The sequence below is a fragment of the Flavobacterium sp. GT3P67 genome, from assembly GCF_004349155.1.
In the GTDB taxonomy this organism is placed as follows: domain Bacteria; phylum Bacteroidota; class Bacteroidia; order Flavobacteriales; family Flavobacteriaceae; genus Flavobacterium; species Flavobacterium ranwuense.
Map to the genome: position 1 here is coordinate 17,586 of NZ_SMLF01000009.1, position 17,425 is coordinate 35,010.

Annotated in this window: 19 protein-coding genes; 2 read left to right on the forward strand and 17 right to left on the reverse strand. The window is 34.1% G+C overall.

Features of this window, described 5'->3' with window-relative positions:
• Positions 1–2: 2 nt before the first annotated feature.
• The 3 genes from E0H99_RS13840 to E0H99_RS13850 are packed head-to-tail and all read right to left on the reverse strand — an operon-like array spanning position 3 to position 2,607.
• On the reverse strand, positions 3–776 hold the full coding sequence (locus E0H99_RS13840; protein WP_131996721.1) for a sulfite exporter TauE/SafE family protein: 774 nt from the start codon (positions 774–776) through the stop codon (positions 3–5).
• A 28-nt stretch (positions 777–804) separates the two neighbouring features.
• A complete protein-coding gene (locus E0H99_RS13845; protein ID WP_131996724.1) occupies positions 805–2,082 on the reverse strand; it encodes an MFS transporter in 1,278 nt (425 codons plus the stop codon).
• 3 nt (positions 2,083–2,085) lie between these two features.
• Entirely contained in the window at positions 2,086–2,607 is a 522-nt protein-coding gene (locus tag E0H99_RS13850) for a GNAT family N-acetyltransferase (protein WP_131996727.1), read from the reverse strand.
• Positions 2,608–2,778: 171 nt separating this feature from the next.
• Here E0H99_RS13850 and yaaA point away from each other — a divergent pair, with 171 nt between their 5' ends.
• Positions 2,779–3,537, forward strand: a complete 759-nt coding sequence (gene yaaA / locus E0H99_RS13855) for a peroxide stress protein YaaA (RefSeq protein ID WP_131996730.1) — start codon at positions 2,779–2,781, stop codon at positions 3,535–3,537.
• 74 nt (positions 3,538–3,611) lie between these two features.
• Here the strand turns inward: yaaA and E0H99_RS13860 are convergent, their stop codons facing one another.
• The 4 genes from E0H99_RS13860 to E0H99_RS13875 all read right to left on the reverse strand — a co-directional run bounded on the left by E0H99_RS13860 (position 3,612) and on the right by E0H99_RS13875 (position 8,321).
• Positions 3,612–5,189 (reverse strand): DHA2 family efflux MFS transporter permease subunit, encoded by a 1,578-nt coding sequence (locus E0H99_RS13860; protein ID WP_131996733.1) that lies wholly within the window; start codon positions 5,187–5,189, stop codon positions 3,612–3,614.
• 78 nt (positions 5,190–5,267) lie between these two features.
• Positions 5,268–6,347 (reverse strand): HlyD family secretion protein, encoded by a 1,080-nt coding sequence (locus E0H99_RS13865; protein ID WP_131996736.1) that lies wholly within the window; start codon positions 6,345–6,347, stop codon positions 5,268–5,270.
• An 11-nt stretch (positions 6,348–6,358) separates the two neighbouring features.
• Positions 6,359–7,705 (reverse strand): TolC family protein, encoded by a 1,347-nt coding sequence (locus tag E0H99_RS13870; RefSeq protein ID WP_131996739.1) that lies wholly within the window; start codon positions 7,703–7,705, stop codon positions 6,359–6,361.
• Positions 7,695–8,321 (reverse strand): TetR/AcrR family transcriptional regulator, encoded by a 627-nt coding sequence (locus E0H99_RS13875; RefSeq protein ID WP_410503712.1) that lies wholly within the window; start codon positions 8,319–8,321, stop codon positions 7,695–7,697. The genes E0H99_RS13870 and E0H99_RS13875 overlap by 11 nt, the downstream gene beginning before the upstream one ends.
• A 212-nt stretch (positions 8,322–8,533) precedes the next feature.
• Between E0H99_RS13875 and E0H99_RS13880 the strand changes: the two genes are divergently transcribed.
• Positions 8,534–9,091, forward strand: a complete 558-nt coding sequence (locus E0H99_RS13880; RefSeq protein WP_131996745.1) for a DUF4494 domain-containing protein — start codon at positions 8,534–8,536, stop codon at positions 9,089–9,091.
• Positions 9,092–9,209: 118 nt separating this feature from the next.
• On the opposite strand, the gene E0H99_RS13885 is transcribed toward E0H99_RS13880, so the two are convergent.
• The 10 genes from E0H99_RS13885 to E0H99_RS13930 all read right to left on the reverse strand — a co-directional run bounded on the left by E0H99_RS13885 (position 9,210) and on the right by E0H99_RS13930 (position 17,420).
• Entirely contained in the window at positions 9,210–9,725 is a 516-nt protein-coding gene (locus E0H99_RS13885) for a GNAT family N-acetyltransferase (protein ID WP_131996748.1), read from the reverse strand.
• Positions 9,726–9,782: 57 nt separating this feature from the next.
• On the reverse strand, positions 9,783–10,643 hold the full coding sequence (locus E0H99_RS13890; RefSeq protein ID WP_131996751.1) for an alpha/beta hydrolase: 861 nt from the start codon (positions 10,641–10,643) through the stop codon (positions 9,783–9,785).
• 177 nt (positions 10,644–10,820) lie between these two features.
• On the reverse strand, positions 10,821–11,282 hold the full coding sequence (locus E0H99_RS13895; RefSeq protein WP_131996754.1) for a hypothetical protein: 462 nt from the start codon (positions 11,280–11,282) through the stop codon (positions 10,821–10,823).
• A gap of 163 nt (positions 11,283–11,445) precedes the next feature.
• Positions 11,446–12,717: a hypothetical protein gene (locus E0H99_RS13900; RefSeq protein ID WP_131996757.1), complete on the reverse strand. Its 1,272-nt coding sequence runs from the start codon at positions 12,715–12,717 to the stop codon at positions 11,446–11,448.
• A gap of 231 nt (positions 12,718–12,948) precedes the next feature.
• Complete coding sequence (gene trpA, locus E0H99_RS13905; RefSeq protein ID WP_131996760.1) at positions 12,949–13,710, reverse strand: tryptophan synthase subunit alpha; 762 nt, start codon at positions 13,708–13,710, stop codon at positions 12,949–12,951.
• 62 nt (positions 13,711–13,772) lie between these two features.
• A complete protein-coding gene (locus E0H99_RS13910) occupies positions 13,773–14,093 on the reverse strand; it encodes a gamma-glutamylcyclotransferase family protein (protein WP_131996763.1) in 321 nt (106 codons plus the stop codon).
• Between the two features lie 189 nt (positions 14,094–14,282).
• Positions 14,283–15,464, reverse strand: a complete 1,182-nt coding sequence (trpB, locus tag E0H99_RS13915; protein WP_131996766.1) for a tryptophan synthase subunit beta — start codon at positions 15,462–15,464, stop codon at positions 14,283–14,285.
• Between the two features lie 3 nt (positions 15,465–15,467).
• Positions 15,468–16,124, reverse strand: a complete 657-nt coding sequence (locus E0H99_RS13920; RefSeq protein WP_131996769.1) for a phosphoribosylanthranilate isomerase — start codon at positions 16,122–16,124, stop codon at positions 15,468–15,470.
• Between the two features lie 88 nt (positions 16,125–16,212).
• Positions 16,213–16,992, reverse strand: a complete 780-nt coding sequence (gene trpC, locus E0H99_RS13925; protein ID WP_131996772.1) for an indole-3-glycerol phosphate synthase TrpC — start codon at positions 16,990–16,992, stop codon at positions 16,213–16,215.
• A gap of 59 nt (positions 16,993–17,051) precedes the next feature.
• A complete protein-coding gene (locus E0H99_RS13930) occupies positions 17,052–17,420 on the reverse strand; it encodes a four helix bundle protein (RefSeq protein WP_131996775.1) in 369 nt (122 codons plus the stop codon).
• Positions 17,421–17,425: the final 5 nt, after the last annotated feature.

A 17,425-nucleotide genomic window follows, 5' to 3' on the forward strand; every position in this document is an offset into this window, starting at 1 on the left:
ATTTAAATTATCCCAATTATCAATAGAATAGCAAATAGGATAAGCATAAAAGTCACTATATTCTGAATGGTTGTTAGGGTAACTTTTTTTAATAATTTATTGCCAAAATAGGCCCCAATAAATGCCGAAATAGTCGCTAGAGTCAGTAAAGTGTAATCAAATTGACTTTGATTGTTCAGTATTTGTTTGGAATAAACAGTTAGTCTGGAAATGTCCACTAAACAAGCGATTACTACGCCGGTTGCAATGAAAGATTGTTTGGATAAATTGGCTCTTATCAAAAAAGCAGCTCTCAAAGCACCTTGATTCCCGGAAAGGCCACCGAAAAAACCACTCAGAATTCCTCCTACAGGAAGGTATTTCTTGTCAAATTGTAAGTTGGTCAAACTAGGAATGACTTCAAATAGAGAGAAAAATAACAACACAATTCCAATAATCAGTTTTATTGGCATAATTTCAAAAGTGTGATTTCCTATTTGATAATCCGTTAGCGGTTGCATATCTGTCAATAAGGAAAGTACATAAGCGCCAAGAAATGCAAAAATAATTGCAGGAATACCAAAACGTAAAACAACATTTAGATTAGCGCTTTTACCTAATAGAAACAATTTAAAAAGATTGTTTAGAAAATGAACTATTGCGGTAAGTAAAATAGCCATTTCGATAGGGAAAAATAGCCCAAAGACAGGAACAAGAAGCGTTCCAAGCCCAAAACCGGAAAATAATGTCAAACCGGAACCTATTAATGCAGCGAGACAAATGATGATGTATTCCATTTCATTTTTAGATTTAAAAATAAGAAAGTTACAGGAAAGGCTGTGTTTCGTTTTCGGAATAATTCAAATCAGTATGGAAGGTTTCTTTTAATTTCCAAAGTGCCAAAATTGAAATTATCGATAATAGTGTTCCAACAATCATTGCCGATTTTAAGATGTCGCCTTCAAAAACAGTATCTCTAAAAAAGCCATAAATGATAATAATCAGCGGCAACGAACCTCGAACAAAATTTGGAACTGTTGTAGTCACTGTTGCGCGAATATTGGTTCCAAATTGCTCTGCTGCAATAGTGACAAACAATACCCAATATCCTACGGAGAAGCCCATAATAAAACAAAGGATATAAAAAGTGGATGCTGAAATTCCAAATGCATTTAGGAACATAAAAACCATAATCAGATTAAAAGTCAGAAACAAGTACATCACTTTTTTTCGGCTTTTCAGCCACTGACTTAACAAACCGCTGGCAATATCTCCAAAAACCAATCCACCGTAACACCAAGCAATTGCTTTTCCTGCGGCAATCGTTTCAAAACCCTGAACACCTAATGCTTTGGCAAATTCCGGTGAGAAAGTGATTAATACGCCTACCAAAAACCACAACGGAATTCCGATAAGAATGCATTGGATGTATTTTGAAAAGCGTTTTTTATTGGTAAATAAAGAAAGGAAATCGCCTTTCTTTTCATCGCTTTCTTGTACTTTTTTGAACATGCCTGATTCAGAAATACTGATTCGTAAAAACAATAAAAGAAGTCCTAAAACGCCACCAGCGTAATAACACAAACGCCAATCCTGAAAAACCTGATAGACTAAATAAGCAACCACAGCACCCGAAACACCTACAGATGCTACAATCATCGTTCCGTAGCCTCGTTTTTCTTTGGGTAAACTTTCGGTTACCAAAGTAATTCCGGCGCCTAATTCTCCTGCAAGACCAATTCCCGCTATCAATCTCCAGAACGCGTATCCATCAACGGTAGTTACCATTCCGTTAGCAATATTGGCCACAGAATAAATCAAGATAGAACCAAATAAAACAGAAATACGTCCTTTTTTATCACCTAATATTCCCCAAAGAATACCGCCAAAAAGCATCCCGAACATTTGCATACTAATCAAAAATTCTCCCTGATTCCTGATAGCATCACCGGTTATTCCTAAATCTTTTAGACTATCGGTACGGACAATTCCAAAAAGCAATAAATCATAAATATCAACAAAATAACCCAGTGCAGCCACAATTACGGCAGCATTTAGAATTCGGACTGGCTTTTCTGTTTCGGAGGATATGGTATTGGTCATGTATTATTTGATTAAAAGTTGCATTAATAAATCGGTTTGTTCGTCATTTCCTAACGTAAAAACGTGTTTGTCAAATACAACAAATCCATTTTTAGTGTAAAATCGGAGCGCTCTGTGATTTTCTTCCCAGACACCAAGCCAAATGTAATTAACGCCAGTATGATGTGCAATCTTTTTTACTTCGTCAAGCAACAACTGCCCAATGTTTTTTCCATGAAAAGTTTGTACAACATAAATTCGATGCACTTCTAAAGCATTCTCATTAATGGTTTCGGTTTGGGCATCACCGAAGTTTATTTTCAGATAACCAACAGCTTCTGCATTCGAATACGCTACATAAAACTGAGAATTGGCATTGTTCAATTCAGTTGTCAACTGTTCTGTATTGAAGCTGTCTTTTACATAATTAGCAATGTTTTCGGGTGTATTTACAGCGGCAAAAGTCTCTTTAAAAGTTTGGACACTTATCTTTTGGATTGTTTCCAAATCTGATAGCGTTGCTTTTCTAATTTCAATTGGGTTCATAATTAATGAAGGGTAGTTTGGTTTATTTGCGATTCAAAAATAATTAAATTGGCGTACAATTTTCATTATCTATTACACTATTAAACAAATCAATTTAAAGATTCTTGATTTCTTGATTTCAATTAGTACTTTTGAAAGAATTAATAAAAAGAGCTCGAAAGAGTATTGTGTATGAAAATTGTAATATCGCCAGCCAAGTCTTTAAATTTTGAAAAAGAGTTACCCACTAAGCTTTACACCGAACCTTTATTTTTAAAAGAATCGCGACAAGTTCATAAAGTTTTAAAAGAAAAAAAACCTGCTGATTTATCGGATTTAATGAGTATTTCGGATAAATTGGCTGATTTGAACTGGAAGCGAAATCAAGATTGGAAGACCCCTTTTACGACTTCAAATGCACGCCCGGCAGTGTATACTTTTGATGGAGATGTGTACATTGGATTAGACGCCTATTCGATTCCAGAAAAAAAAATAGAGGCTTTGCAAGACCGTTTGAGAATATTATCCGGTTTGTATGGTTTACTAAAACCATTGGACTTGATTCAAGCATACCGACTGGAAATGGGAACCAAATTACCCATTGGCGAAAGCAAAAACTTATATGAATTTTGGAAACCAACGGTTAAAAAAGCTTTAAATAAAGAGCTTGAAAAAGGCGAGTTGTTTGTCAATTTAGCGAGCAATGAATATTTCTCGGCAATTGATGTCAAGGCGTTGAAAGTTCCTGTAATCACTCCGGAATTTAAAGATTATAAAAATGGGAAACTTAAGATCATCAGTTTTTTTGCCAAGAAAGCCAGAGGAATGATGGTCCGTTATATTATTGATACCGATGCTCAAACGATAGATGATTTAAAAGGGTTCAATTATGATGGCTATCAATTTGACGCTAATTTATCGGAAGGAAATCATTTGGTTTTCACCCGCTAATAACTTTTAAATAAATAAAAAAAAACGCCGTTTTCATATGGATAACGGCGTTTTTTTTATGTTTGGATTTAATGTTAAACATCGGCAGGATTGATTTTGTTTTTTCCTTTCTTTATCAAAAGTATAAAAGGAATACAAAATAAAAATAACGCGCCTAAGTATAAAAAGATGTCCATATAAGAAAGTACGGAACTTTGTACCATTACTTTGTATTCAATGGCTTTGTAGGCTTTTGCCAAAGCTTCATTTTCAGAATAGCCTTTGGACATGAATCCCATTTTCAGTTGTTGCACTGTTTTTTGTACTTCAAAGGAAGTCACATTAAGATGCGAAATAAGATTTACACGGTGTTCCTGATTGAATCGGGCAATAAAAGTGGTGATAATGGCAATACCAAAAGATCCTCCCAATTGTCGCATCATTCCCGTAAAAGCAGCTCCTTCTCCAATACTTTTCCCTTTTAAGGTAGAGAGAGAAAGTGTAGAAATAGGAACAAATAACAATCCCAGTCCAATTCCTCTTAATATCAATGGCCAGTATAGGTGTTCTTCTCCAGAATCTGGGGTAATAACTTGTTGCATCCAATACGTAAAAAAGAAAAACAATAAAAATCCGGCAGCCACCATATACGCTTGCGGTACGCCACGTTGAATCATTTTACCAATGAACGGCATCATAATTCCGGTAGTAATGGAACTTGGAATCAACAACAAACCCGCATCCATAGCACTCCAACCTAAAACGGATTGTGTGTAAATAGGGATGATAAAGGTAGAACCATACAATCCGAAACCAAGAATAAAACACATGATGGTTCCTATTCTTAAATTAGTGTCTTTTAAAACTCTTAAATTTACGATGGGATGTTTATAGGTGAGTTCTCTCCAAATAAAGAACAATAAACCAAAAACTGAAATAACAGATAACAATACAATCGTATTATTATTGAACCAATCGTCTTGCTGACCGTGTTCCAGAACATATTGTAAGGAGCCAACAAAAGCGGTTAAAAGAAAGATTCCCCACCAATCGACCTGGCTGGCTTTTAGTTTGTCACCATATTTAGGGCTTTTTACAAAAGAGAGCGTCAGTAAAGTAGCTATAATTCCAATAGGAATGTTGATGTAAAAGATATACGGCCATGAAAAATGGTCTACAATATACCCTCCCAAAGGGGGCCCAAGAGTTGGGCCAACAATAACTCCCATTCCGTAAATAGCTTGTGCCATTCCTCTTTTGGCAACTGGATAACTCTCGGTAATTATGGTTTGAGCAGTAACTAATAAAGCACCACCACCCAATCCTTGAATGAATCTAAAAGTAACTAATTCCCAAATATTATTGGCATTACCACATAAAAAGGAAGAGACTGTAAAAATAATAATGGAAACCGCAAAATAATTCCGACGCCCAAATTGTTGTGACAACCAACTGGTCATAGGAATTACAATCACGTTTGCAATAGCATAAGCTGTTATAACCCAAGCCACATCAGTAAGTGATGCGCCAAGGCTGCCCCGCATATTGTTTAATGCCACATTTACAATTGTAGTATCTACAATTTCAAGCATAGCACAAAGAACGGCTGTAATGGTAATTATGACTCTTCTAAAGCCATATTCTACTAAATCATCTTCTCCTGTTTGTACCATTTTATACTAAAGTGTAAACTATCATTTTCTTAAAAGTATTGCCGTTTTTGACATTTTAGAAATCACCCAAAAATTGATTTATTTTAAATGTACATCTACATCCACATTCATTCCCGGACGAAGCAATTTTATTTTTTCAGGATCATTTGATGTGTTCAAGCTTATTTTAACGGGTAATCTTTGGATTGTTTTCACAAAGTTTCCAGTAGCATTATCAGGAGGAAGTAATGAAAAACGAGATCCTGTAGCGGGTGAAAACGACGTGATTGCACCTTGAAAATCATATCCGGGATACGCATCCACTTTTACGGTAACTTTTTGACCAATTACCATTTTGTTCAACTGCGTTTCTTTGAAATTAGCAATTACCCAAGCTTCTTTGTTATTGATAATATAAAATAACGATTGTCCCGGTTGCACTAATTGCCCCGGTTGAATGTCAATTTTTGAAACCTGACCGTCAATCGCAGCAGTTACAGCAGTATAAGTCAAATTTAATTTTGCCGCATCAAGTAATGCTTTGGCTCTTTTGATATTGGCAGCAGCCACTTCAGTTTGTTTGTCGGAAACTTTAGATTTAGCTACAATAACCGATTTTTGAAAAGCAGTTGCTCTCTGTTGTTGTTGTAAAACGCGTACTTGACTTTCTGCTTCAAGTTTTGCAGCCAAAGCTTGCTCGTATTGTTGTTTTGTAATCGAATGGCTTTTGTACAAATTGTTATATCTGTTGTAATCACTCGTAATACGACCCAATCTGATTTTTGCCGATTCGATATTTCCGCCCGCTGATTGTACATTAGCATCAGAAACTGAAATACTAGCCAAAGCACTTCCAATATCAGCTTTAGAAACTTCAAAACTGCCTTCAGCGCCAACCATTGCAGCATTAGCCTCTTCAATTTTTAGTTGGTAATCTCTTTTATCGATAGTAAAAAGGGTATCGCCTTTCTTTACAAAATCATTGTCTTTGATGTACACTTTATCCACATAACCCGAAACTCTTGGAATAATGGGATTCATGTTTTTTTCAATTTGTGCATCGTCTGTTTCTTCGTGAGCCAAGGAATGCATGTATTTATAAGTTCCGTAAGTTCCACCTAAAACTACCAAAGCCACTAGGATAATAATAAATTTTGTATTTGTTTTTTTCTTTTCCATGGTAGGTATGATTAGTTTTTTGTCCCGATAGCTATCGGGATGTTGAAGGTTTGAGATAATTGACCAGTTACCGATAGTAACTCGTAGTATTTTTGAATGGTATTTGCTTGCGCCAATGCTTTATTGATTTTTGAACTCAGTTGCTCCACATCAGCTTCCAGTAAATCATTCGTATCCGAGAGTCCGTTGTCATATTTATCTTTTATGATTCGGTAATTTTCCGAAGATTGTTCTACCGCTTGTCCGTAAACTACATTTTGTTTTAATGCCAAATCATAATCTTCAATTGCTTTTTGAACCTGAACTTTAATATAGTCCGTTAGTATGGCTTCAGAGTTTTGCACTTCAAGAAATCTATTCTCAGCCAGTTTTACCAATGTTCCATTTTTAAGAATGGCACTCAAGTCATAGGAAATACCCACGCCAATATTCATCGCATTTTGTACTGTGATAACATTGCTCAAGTCTAATGCGGTATAACCGCCAATAATAGCAATTGCAGGATAATAAGACCCTTTAGCTATTTTGATATTGGCTTCGCTTGCTTTTCCCTGAAATCGAATTGCTTCTAAATCTTTACGATTTTCTAATGCCGGCAATTCATTTGTTGGGATGTTAGTCATTTGAAAATCAGCAAAATCACTTTCACGAATCTCCAGTTTGGTGTCTGGATTTAATTTTAAAAGCGTAACCAAATAAAAATTAATGATTTTTAAATTATTATTCGTTTCGTCTAATGACAATTGGATTTTAGAGGCTTGTAATTGTGATTTTAAAAGGTCGTTTTTAGGAATAATTCCATTTTTTTCTAACTCAATAAAATCGTTTACACGTTGTTGTGCACTTTTTTGATTTTCTTTCAGCAATTCAATTGTTTTTTGTGCTTTGTATAATCCAGCATAATAATCAATTACCCGCAAAGCGATTTCCTCTTTTGTTTGTGATGCTGTTGCCATTTCAGCCTCATAAAGATTCTCATACACTTTGATGCTGTTTTGGATTTTAAAACCAGAGAATACAGGAACACTGGCATTCAACTGTCCAATCATCAATTGATTTACTATAGGAAGCGGTTCTTGTGAACCGGAATTATTTTGATTTATTTTAAAATCTACCGATGCATTTGCCAATCTTTGGTATTGACCTGAAAGTTTCAAATCAGGATATTGATTGTTTTTTGTGGATTGCAGCTCGTACTTTTTAGTTTTCACTTTTGTATTGGCCAGAGTAACTTCATTGCTCTTGGTCCAAGCCAAATTAATGGCTTCGTTCAATGTTAAACTTGTTTTTTCTTGCGCTGCCACTGATGAAATTCCAATAAAGAAAATCCCAAAGAGCATTAATTGACTAACTTTCATATATCAGAAGTGCTTTTATAGTTTGTTGAATGTGCTTTGTCAAATTGGTTTTGATGTAATTGTTGTATAAATCTTCGGTTTTCAAGTTTAATAAATTTTCGAAGAAAGGTTTATTCATATGAAAATGAAAGAAAGTACCCAGAATGGTGGGTGCGATAAGCGGAATAATAACGTCTTTTCTGAAAATGCCTTTTTTCTGACCTTCCTCGATAATGGTTTCAAGGGAATTTAAATTACCTTTTTTTAATTCAGAAAAAGCCTGGAGATTTTGCTCTCTTTTTTTAGAGGTAAATTCGAAGTGTAAAATTCTGTATATTCCTCGGTTGCTGTTGATTCTATTTATGTACAGTTCTATCAGTTTATTGATTTTGTCAATAGGTTCCAGTTCTTCCTGCAATAAATTTTCTAATTGATTTTTAAGATCCGAAGTTCTGTAAACAATAAGCGATTCCAGTAATCGTTCTTTGGAACCAAAGTAATACGAAACCATGGCAATATTGATTTTTGCTACTTTTGCTATGTTTCGAATGGAAGTACCATCAAATCCTTTTTCTGCAAAAAGTGTTTCTGCAACTTCGAGAATTTGAATTTGTTTGTCGTTAAAATTACTTTTCAAGGGAATTTAATTTTTTCAAAAACAAAACTAAACAAGTGTTTAATTTAAACAGTTGTTTAGTTTTTGTTTAACATAATTTTAACATTATAAATAGAACCACAATGAAGTTTATAGCAACACTAATCTTCATGTGAAATTGTGAATATCTATTTTGTGAATTGTGATTTTTTTTTCCTTTTAAATCTATCTTTGACATCCTTAAAAAAAAAGAAATGAGCACAACTTGGTACGAATGCAAAGTAAAATATAGAAAAACGGATGAGACTGGCGGACAAAAGATTACGACAGAACCATACTTGGTAGATGCGTTATCCTATACGGAAGCAGAAAGTAGAATCAATGAAGAGATGTCAGCGTATATCAGTGAAGAATTCAAAATCACGAATATAAAAGTGGCCAATTATGCGGAGATTCATCCTTTCGAAAATGCGGACCGTTGGTTTCGATCCAAAGTTTCATTATTGGCGTATGACGAAGAAAGTGGTAAAGAACGCAAGACGAATATGTATTTATTAGTGCAAGCCAATGATGTAAAAGAGGCTTATGATAACACCACCAGTGTAATGAAAGGCACAATGGGCGACTATAGCATACCTGCAATTTCGGAATCTCCTATTATGGATGTTTTTCCTTATTTCAGTGGGGAAGAAGGGGAGCTGGAACAATTAGAAAGATTCAATGCGCTCAAAGGTTCTAAACCGGAAGCTCTAGTAGAAGTAATGGATCACATGGAGTTTGAAACGGCTCCTGAAGAAGAAGCTGTAGTTTAAGATAAGTTGTTTTAAAAATATCACCGCAAATTCGCGCATTATAGAAACAGTTTCTAGCTCTTTTTATCTGCGAATTTGCGGTTTTTTAATTTTAATACTAAGTTTTTCATAATTTCAATTAGTCGTGTTTCGCTAAGACTTTCTCGTATGCTTTTCTAGAACTTCCTCTGAAAAACACCTCTCCACAATACGTATAACCCGACTTTTCAAAAATTTTCATCATAGCGATGTTGTCAAAATTAGTGTCTGCTTTTACGCTGTAAATGTTGTTGCTTACCGCAAATTCTTCTATGTATTTGAGAATCATTTTAGCCAAGCCTTTACCTAAATACTTTTCAGAAATGGCTACGCGGTGCAGTACAACAAAATCATCATTCGTTAGCCAGTTTCCTTCAATTTTCTCATAGGCAGGTTCGTCATTGATTAGTACCGCACTATAACCGATGATAGTTTCTCCTGCGACCAAAACAAATCCTTCTCCTTTTTCAATATCTTTTTGTACGACTTCTGGATTTGGATAACCGTCTTGCCATTGGGTACTGCCGTCTTCTTTTCTTCGTAGGATAGCTTGTTGTAAAATTTCCCATATTGGATCTATTTCAGATAGTTCCGCTTTTCTAAAGTGATAATTCATTATTGTAATTTAAGTTTTCCATTGTGCAAAACGGTTCTTGGACGATATTTTTTCTTTTTATTTTTCAGTTTTTGGATACAAAATTCTCATTGCATTAAAAATTGCTAGATGAGTAATTGTTGCGTGGTCTTCTTGTGGCAAATAATCAAAGCTCACTTTTACATTTTTGCTTTTTGTGCTTTTCAATTTCTCGGACAATAAATTTGCATCAACTTCCATAACATGAGGAATTTCACTTGGTGCAAGTCCTTCTTTCCCAACTCCAATATAAATATCAATTTTATCTTTAAAGTTCTCTTGATATATTTCCGATTCTTCATTTAATAAAGAACCATTATTCCACCACAAACTTGGGCTTATTATTATGTATTTGTTAAATAAGTTTGGTTTTTTTAGTAATATTTCTGTCGCTAAAAGTCCACCTAATGATTGTCCAATTATAGTTTTTGAATTGTTGGTTTTGTACTTCTTTTCAATAAAAGGTTGCAATTCAGTTTCAATAAAGGAAATGAAATTTGCGGATTTTCCACAAGTTAAATATCTTTTTTTATCTTCCTCAATTGTAGTTTGGTACGTAAAATCTCTTTTCCTGTCAATATTTGCAACTCCAACAACAATTGATTTCGGAACTCTATTTATCCAAGAAAAGTTGTTAAACTGAAAAAGTCCAACAACGTGAATAAAATCTTCATCAGCCGAACCATCAAGTAAATAGGTAACTGGATATTTAATTGTATCGTTTTGATTGTAGCCCTCTGGAAGATAAATATTTACTATTCTTTTTTCAGATAATATTTTTGAGTTAATTTCTTCGATTGTTCCAAGCACAAAAGGTTTGCTAGTTTCTTTTTGTTTTTTTACTTGTGCATTTCCAATCGTTACTGTAAATATTAATATCAAAATTATTATTTTTTTCATATTTTCTTTTTTCATTTTCCTCGAAAAACGTCCGGTGGCTTGCATCTAGTGGCGTGAATGTCACCGAACAATCACAAATATAAACCAAACTTTGAGTTATCTGCGTATTTTCTAAAGAAACACAGAATTAAGCCATTGATGCAAACCGCTGTTATAAGCCGTTATTGTCATTTACTTTTATTTTATTTTCTCATTTAATGATTTTAAACCTAGATTGGATAAAATCTGTCCATTAAAATTATATTTTTTTGCATCTTCTAATGATATTTGAATCTCAATAGAGCTTTCATATTTATCTCCAAATAATCCTAGAATTTTGAGCGTAGAAACAGCTTTATATGGTAGATTTTTATAGATTATTTTTCTTCCTTTTAGAGAATCTAACTCGATTTTTTTTAATGTAAAGCCAAATATATTTTTAAAGATTAACAATCTATTTACTAAATAAACAGAATGAATTAGAAAGAATAAAGAGGGAATAACAAAGACAAATATTAACAAGTATAGAGTTAGATTATCCATGTTGATGGAAAATTTTTGTCTTAATATTTTATTTGAAATATAGAAAAACAAAAAAACAGTAACGGTTATTAATGTAGCTCTAAAGCGTAAATATTTTTTGTCGTTTTCAAATTTCATAGTGGAGTTTTATAATGGCTTATAACGTTCCGCCGCTTGGCGAGGTTGCGAACTTCGTAACCGAGTTCTTTCGGCTAAGATAAAATTTCTTGCGAAACGCAAACGTGAATTTACCACAAAATTCGCAATCTTGCCAAACGGCTGTTGGCAGTAGTTATTTTTTTTACAACTCTTTTGAGTTATTTATTATTACAATTTCTGCTATTAACCTCAATAAATATATTTCATTTAGAAGGTCTTTGTCGTCACTAAATGGAGTATATTTTGTTTTTTCAGTTTCTTTGCTATGAACAATTGAGTTTCTTGTATAATATATTCTTTTAGCAAGATTAGTATAAATTTCATTTAAATTATTACTATCAAAATTAACTCGATTGCCTTTTGAAAAACTAACTTCTGTTGTTTTAAAGTGCTCAAGTAATTTCGGCGAAATTGTATTTAATTCAGTTTTTAAATACTCTAAATCCGTGACAAATTTCTTTAACGTAAGTTCTAAAGCTTCCGGTTCATTTATTTGAAATTCTTCATTTTTATATTTTAATCTATTCTGTATAAACCCTACAAGATTTGAAATATCTTTTGTTCTCTTGTATGAGAAATTAGGTTTTAACAACTCATTTTTTATGCTTAACAAAATATCGTCATTGTATATTTTTTCGAAAAAATGTTCCAGTACGTGGTAAAAAGAGAGAAATTGATGCTCAATACTTTCACTTGAAATACCTTTTTGATAATGAAGGATTAGTTCATTAATGTAAGTTAATTTTGGAGGTTCAATATCACTAAAATTATTCCTTCTCAATTTTCCAATTTTATATGGTTGTGTAAATTCATCCATAAATCTCAATGGTTGAAAAGTATAATCAAGATTATATCCTAATGTGAATAGAAAAGCGTAAACTAAATTTTCAAATTCATTTTTTTTTCTTGGAGAGTAACTATCAATTTGTAAAGTTTCTAATCTTGGAATTACTTCTTTAATAACTTCCAATATATTATTTTCAAAAGGAATTGTGGTTTGGTCGCTATCGATGTCGTAAATTCGTTTAAGTCTGTGTGGCATTATGCCATTTCTTAATATTCTTGGAGTATCTTGAAGTCCTAAATTATAGATGAATAAAACTAAATATTTGTCAGTCGGTTTTCCTATTGCGTAATCAATTTTGTTAATTGTATCTTTTTGTGATATTTCTTTCCCTAACATAAAACGATTTTCATTGCGAACTAAAACCTCATATGAATTTTTGTCATAAAGTTCTATTTCTTGTTCGCTGTGCAAATAAGTTAAATCACGAATTATATCCTCAACTTCTTTTTTTATTAAAAAAGCTGTTTTGTCCGAAATAATAGAAAATTCAATTTTTTCATCTGTTTCATTAACAATATTAAAATTAAAAAGAATTTGGATAGAGTTTTTTATATCGTCTAATGTCATATTTTATTCGGTTTTCTGATAATTACTGCCAACTAGTATATAAGTCTGATAGAATCAGACCTATCACCCCAAATTTGGGTGGCTTTGTCTGATAAACGTCATCTTTTTTGCTTTTGCTAATATATGAAAATAACCTTACAAATAGTTTTAGCATTTTATAAAGTATGAACATAAAAAAACGGCGCTTAAAGTTCATTTAAACGCCGTTTAATCTTATATAAAAGAAGTTGTTTATCGAATCGCTTTTACGAATTCTTCAATTTTTCCAGTTCCGTTTTCGGTTAAATGCGTAATAAAAGCACTTCCTATAATCGCACCTTTGGCGAATTGAGTGGCTTGATTAAAGGTTTCCGCATTGTTGATTCCAAAGCCAATTACTTGTGGGTTTTTTAGATTCATTGCTGCAATGCGTTTGAAATACTCTTCTTGAACGCTTCCAAAACCAGTTTGGGAACCCGTAACACTCGCTGAACTGACCATGTAAATAAATCCATCGGATACACTGTCAATAAAACGAATGCGCTCGTCCGAAGTTTGTGGCGTAATCAAGAATATATTTTTCAATCCGTATTTTTTAAAAGTAGCTTTGTATTCATCCGCATAGACATCAACCGGAAGATCAGGAATAATTAATCCATCGATTCCAATCTCCGCACATTTCTGGCAGAAATTTTCTATTCCGTATTGTAACATTGGGTTGAAATATCCCATAATCACCAAAGGAATAGATACCGTTTTACGAATGTCTTTTAATTGGTCAAACAGCACTTGAGTGGTCATTCCGTTATGTAAGGCTTGGGTTGAACTGGCTTGTATCGTAGGTCCATCAGCCAATGGATCGCTGAACGGCAATCCTATTTCAATCATATCGATACCGCTTTTTTCTAAATCCTGAATGATTTGTACCGTATCATTTAAGTTAGGATATCCAGCCGAAAAATAGATGGAAAGTATCTTTTTGGTTTCTTGTAATTTTTGATTTATTCGGTTCATTTTGTATTTTTTATCAGATTTGCAAGGCTCTAAAAACCTTGCCATTTTATTAATTCGAAAGCTTAAATGGCGGCACTGTAAGCCCAAGCTTTTTGGTTTGATTCTAAATGCACTTCAACGCGTCTGTAATGCAATCCTTCGTACAAATCCGTTTGGCGAAGTTCTTGGGGCGAAATGGTATATACAATGCCGTTGATAGTGTCTTCGGGTTTATGGGTTTCCACAATGATGGGATAATGTACTAATCCAAATTCTTCTTCGATTTGAATTTCTTTTACTACATAACCAATTAACGTTTGGGGAGTTCCCTCAAGAATACGCCCAAAAAGATCTTTCTGTATGTCCTCATTTTGTAAGCTGCCGTAAGCGAATAATTTTTCCATAGTTTCTATTTTGAAAATGTGAATTGAACTTCATTTTATGCTGTTGGGTTTGCGTTAAGGATTGCAGTGAAAATCCTTTTTTATCCCGTTTTTTAACGAGATAAAAAAGATTGCAACGGAAAGCCTGGCCTCGCTGAAACGCTAGTGAAAGCGAGGGAACGCCCTGAAATAAATTCAGGACAAACCCAATTATAATTTAAAATAATCGATATAAGTGTTCAAATCTTTATCGCCGCGACCGGAAAGATTGATGACTACAATATCCTCCGGTTTGAATTTCATTTCGTCCAGAACGGCAAAGGCATGCGCACTTTCGATAGCAGGAATTAGTCCTTCCATTTTGGATAATTTTAATCCCCATTGCATGGCTTGGTCGTCCGTAATGGAGATGAATTGCGCTCTTCCGGTAGCGAATAAATTAGCGTGCATAGGACCTACACCCGGATAATCCAGTCCTGCCGAAATGGAATATGGCTCGGTGATTTGGCCATCAGGAGTTTGCATCAACAAGGTTTTGCTCCCGTGAATAACACCTACTTTTCCTAACGCAGAAGTTGCCGCACTTTCTCCCGAATCGACTCCTAAACCAGCTGCTTCTACGGCAATAATATTCACGTCTTCGTTATCCAAAAAATGATAATAAGCACCGGCTGCATTGCTGCCTCCACCTACGCAAGCAATTACATAATCAGGGTTTTCGCGTCCTTCTTTTTCCAGTAATTGTTCTTTGATTTCCTTAGAAATGACACTTTGAAAACGCGCCACCATATCCGGATAAGGATGCGGTCCTACGACAGATCCAATGATATAATAGGTGTCTACAGGATTGTTAATCCAGTCGCGGATCGCTTCGTTTGTAGCATCTTTTAAAGTTCTTGAACCCGAAAGAGCCGGACGAACTTCGGCACCCAACATTTTCATTCGAGCTACATTTGGTGCTTGACGTTTGATATCAATTTCCCCCATATACACGATACATTCCAATCCCATTAAGGCGCAAACGGTTGCTGTTGCAACGCCATGTTGACCGGCACCGGTTTCGGCAATGATTCGTTTTTTACCCAAACGTTTGGCTAATAAAATTTGTCCAATCGTGTTGTTGACTTTGTGGGCACCGGTGTGACATAAATCTTCTCTTTTTAGGTAGATTTTGGTATTGTATTGCTTAGATAAACGCTCTGCAAAATAAAGAGGCGTAGGGCGACCTACATAATCTTTTAATAGCGCATCAAACTCGGCTTGAAACGATGGATCTGCCGTTATTTTTAAATAATTTTGACGTAATTCTTCCACATTTGGATATAACATTTCAGGGATGTAGGCTCCTCCAAATTCTCCGTAATAGCCTTTTTCGTTGACGTTGTATGACATAATTTATTTTTTTATTTTGTTATCTGTGGAGACGCACGTTGTAGAGACGCACTGCAGTGCGTCTCTACATAATTGTATGTTTTTTAATCCGGGTTCGATTTCAAATTTACTGTTTACATCAATGGCATAAAGGGGTAAATTGGTTTTCGAAATTTCATTTACGGTGTCCATTTCATTAATTCCGATTCCTCCACTCAGGAAAAATGGTTTGCTTGAAGGATACTTTTCTAATACTTTCCAATCGAATGTGGTTCCGTTTCCGCCGGGTAATTTTCCTTTGGTATCAAAAAGAAAATAATCACAAACGGTTTCAAAGGGTTTCAGCACCTCAAAATCAAAAGAATCATCAACAGAGAATACTTTGATGATTTCAATTTGATTATTTATTTTATCCTTTAAATCCAAACAAAATTCAACTGATTCCTGTCCGTGCAATTGAACGGCCTGCAAATCGTATTTTGTTATTTTTTCAATTATTTCTTCTTGGGAAGCATTTACAAAAACGCCCACTTTTTTAATCGATTTTGGTAAATCTGGAATCACGCCATCAAAATACCGAGCTGATTTCTCCCAGAATATAAATCCCATATAATCGGGTAGGAGCGAACCTACTTCGAGAATATTTTCGGGATATTTCATGCCGCAGATTTTGAGTTTCATTTCTATTAGCTTTATGCAATAAGCTCTATGCTTTATGCTGTAAAATTGAATTTTTGTTTTATGTTAATCAACGCTTATTGCCTAAAGCCTAAAGCTTTTCAATAAAATCCGTTGCGGCTTTACCGGCATTATCGGTTTTCATGAAGTTTTCCCCAATTAGGAAACCTTTGTAACCAAAAGGCTTTAATTCATTAATCGCTTCAATGGATGAAATCCCACTTTCGGAAACTTTTACAAAATCATTTGGAATTTGTGCTGCTAATTGCTTGCTGAAATCCAAACTTACTTCGAATGTTTTTAGGTTTCTATTATTCACACCGATCATGTCTAATGTGGGCATAATCGATTTTTCCAATTCTTCCTGATTGTGTACTTCCAGTAAAACTTCGAGTCCTAAACTTTTAGCAAACTGGGATAATGATTTGATTTCGTCTCTGGTTAAAACCGCTGCGATAAGCAAAATCAAATCGGCTCCATATGCTTTGGCTTCTAATATTTGGTATTCATCTACAATGAATTCTTTTCGTAGTAATGGAATACTTACAGTGGCTCTTGCCAAAAGTAAATCGTCCAAAGAACCGCCAAAATATTTTCCGTCTGTCAATACGGAAATTCCACAAGCACCCGCATTTTCATATCCTTTTGTTACTTCTTCCACGGTAAAGCTATAATTAATTTCTGCTCTTGAAGGGGAACGACGTTTGTGCTCCGCAATAATTCCGGACGTGCTGTTTCTTAGATTATCGCTCAAAGAAATCGTCTTTTTTTCAAAGAAAACCGAAGCTTCCAATTGGGAAACGGGAATTATGGATTTCTTGAGAATGACTTCCCTTTTTTTGTCAAATATTATTTTATCGAGTATGTTCATTTGTTTTAATTTAAAGATTGAAAAATTTAAAGATTGAAAAATTCCAATCTGAATAAAAATTAGTCTTTGATTTTAGTACTTAAATATTTAATAAAATTGGATAAGTTTTGAGATATTTCAATACTTATTTTATAGCTTTCTTCAATTTCTGTTTGAGAACAAAAGCCAGGTTCCCGAGATAATATTAGCATACTTCTAACTTCTGCACAACTTCCTTTTGAGATTTTCAAATATCTAATGAGTTGTTTGTTATTATTATATTCAGAACCTTCGGCAATATTATTGGTTATTGAAATAACTGCTCTTTTTATTTGATCTTTAAAACCAAATTCTTTTTCAAAGATTTTAGTATTTAATAATTCAAAAATCAATTTTGCTGATACAATCCCTTTTTTATAAACATCAAACTCTTCAAACGATTTTGTCATAATCT

Excerpts from the sequence above, each read along its gene's own strand:
- E0H99_RS13840 (WP_131996721.1), bottom strand. The coding sequence starts at position 776 with ATGGAATACATCATCATTTGTCTCGCTGCATTAATAGGTTCCGGTTTG.
- E0H99_RS13845 (WP_131996724.1), bottom strand. The coding sequence starts at position 2,082 with ATGACCAATACCATATCCTCCGAAACAGAAAAGCCAGTCCGAATTCTA.
- E0H99_RS13850 (WP_131996727.1), bottom strand. The coding sequence starts at position 2,607 with ATGAACCCAATTGAAATTAGAAAAGCAACGCTATCAGATTTGGAAACA.
- yaaA (WP_131996730.1), top strand. The coding sequence starts at position 2,779 with ATGAAAATTGTAATATCGCCAGCCAAGTCTTTAAATTTTGAAAAAGAG.
- E0H99_RS13860 (WP_131996733.1), bottom strand. The coding sequence starts at position 5,189 with ATGGTACAAACAGGAGAAGATGATTTAGTAGAATATGGCTTTAGAAGA.
- E0H99_RS13865 (WP_131996736.1), bottom strand. The coding sequence starts at position 6,347 with ATGGAAAAGAAAAAAACAAATACAAAATTTATTATTATCCTAGTGGCT.
- E0H99_RS13870 (WP_131996739.1), bottom strand. The coding sequence starts at position 7,705 with ATGAAAGTTAGTCAATTAATGCTCTTTGGGATTTTCTTTATTGGAATT.
- E0H99_RS13880 (WP_131996745.1), top strand. The coding sequence starts at position 8,534 with ATGAGCACAACTTGGTACGAATGCAAAGTAAAATATAGAAAAACGGAT.
- E0H99_RS13885 (WP_131996748.1), bottom strand. The coding sequence starts at position 9,725 with ATGAATTATCACTTTAGAAAAGCGGAACTATCTGAAATAGATCCAATA.
- E0H99_RS13890 (WP_131996751.1), bottom strand. The coding sequence starts at position 10,643 with ATGAAAAAAATAATAATTTTGATATTAATATTTACAGTAACGATTGGA.
- E0H99_RS13895 (WP_131996754.1), bottom strand. The coding sequence starts at position 11,282 with ATGAAATTTGAAAACGACAAAAAATATTTACGCTTTAGAGCTACATTA.
- E0H99_RS13900 (WP_131996757.1), bottom strand. The coding sequence starts at position 12,717 with ATGACATTAGACGATATAAAAAACTCTATCCAAATTCTTTTTAATTTT.
- trpA (WP_131996760.1), bottom strand. The coding sequence starts at position 13,710 with ATGAACCGAATAAATCAAAAATTACAAGAAACCAAAAAGATACTTTCC.
- E0H99_RS13910 (WP_131996763.1), bottom strand. The coding sequence starts at position 14,093 with ATGGAAAAATTATTCGCTTACGGCAGCTTACAAAATGAGGACATACAG.
- trpB (WP_131996766.1), bottom strand. The coding sequence starts at position 15,464 with ATGTCATACAACGTCAACGAAAAAGGCTATTACGGAGAATTTGGAGGA.
- E0H99_RS13920 (WP_131996769.1), bottom strand. The coding sequence starts at position 16,124 with ATGAAACTCAAAATCTGCGGCATGAAATATCCCGAAAATATTCTCGAA.
- trpC (WP_131996772.1), bottom strand. The coding sequence starts at position 16,992 with ATGAACATACTCGATAAAATAATATTTGACAAAAAAAGGGAAGTCATT.
- E0H99_RS13930 (WP_131996775.1), bottom strand. The coding sequence starts at position 17,420 with ATGACAAAATCGTTTGAAGAGTTTGATGTTTATAAAAAAGGGATTGTA.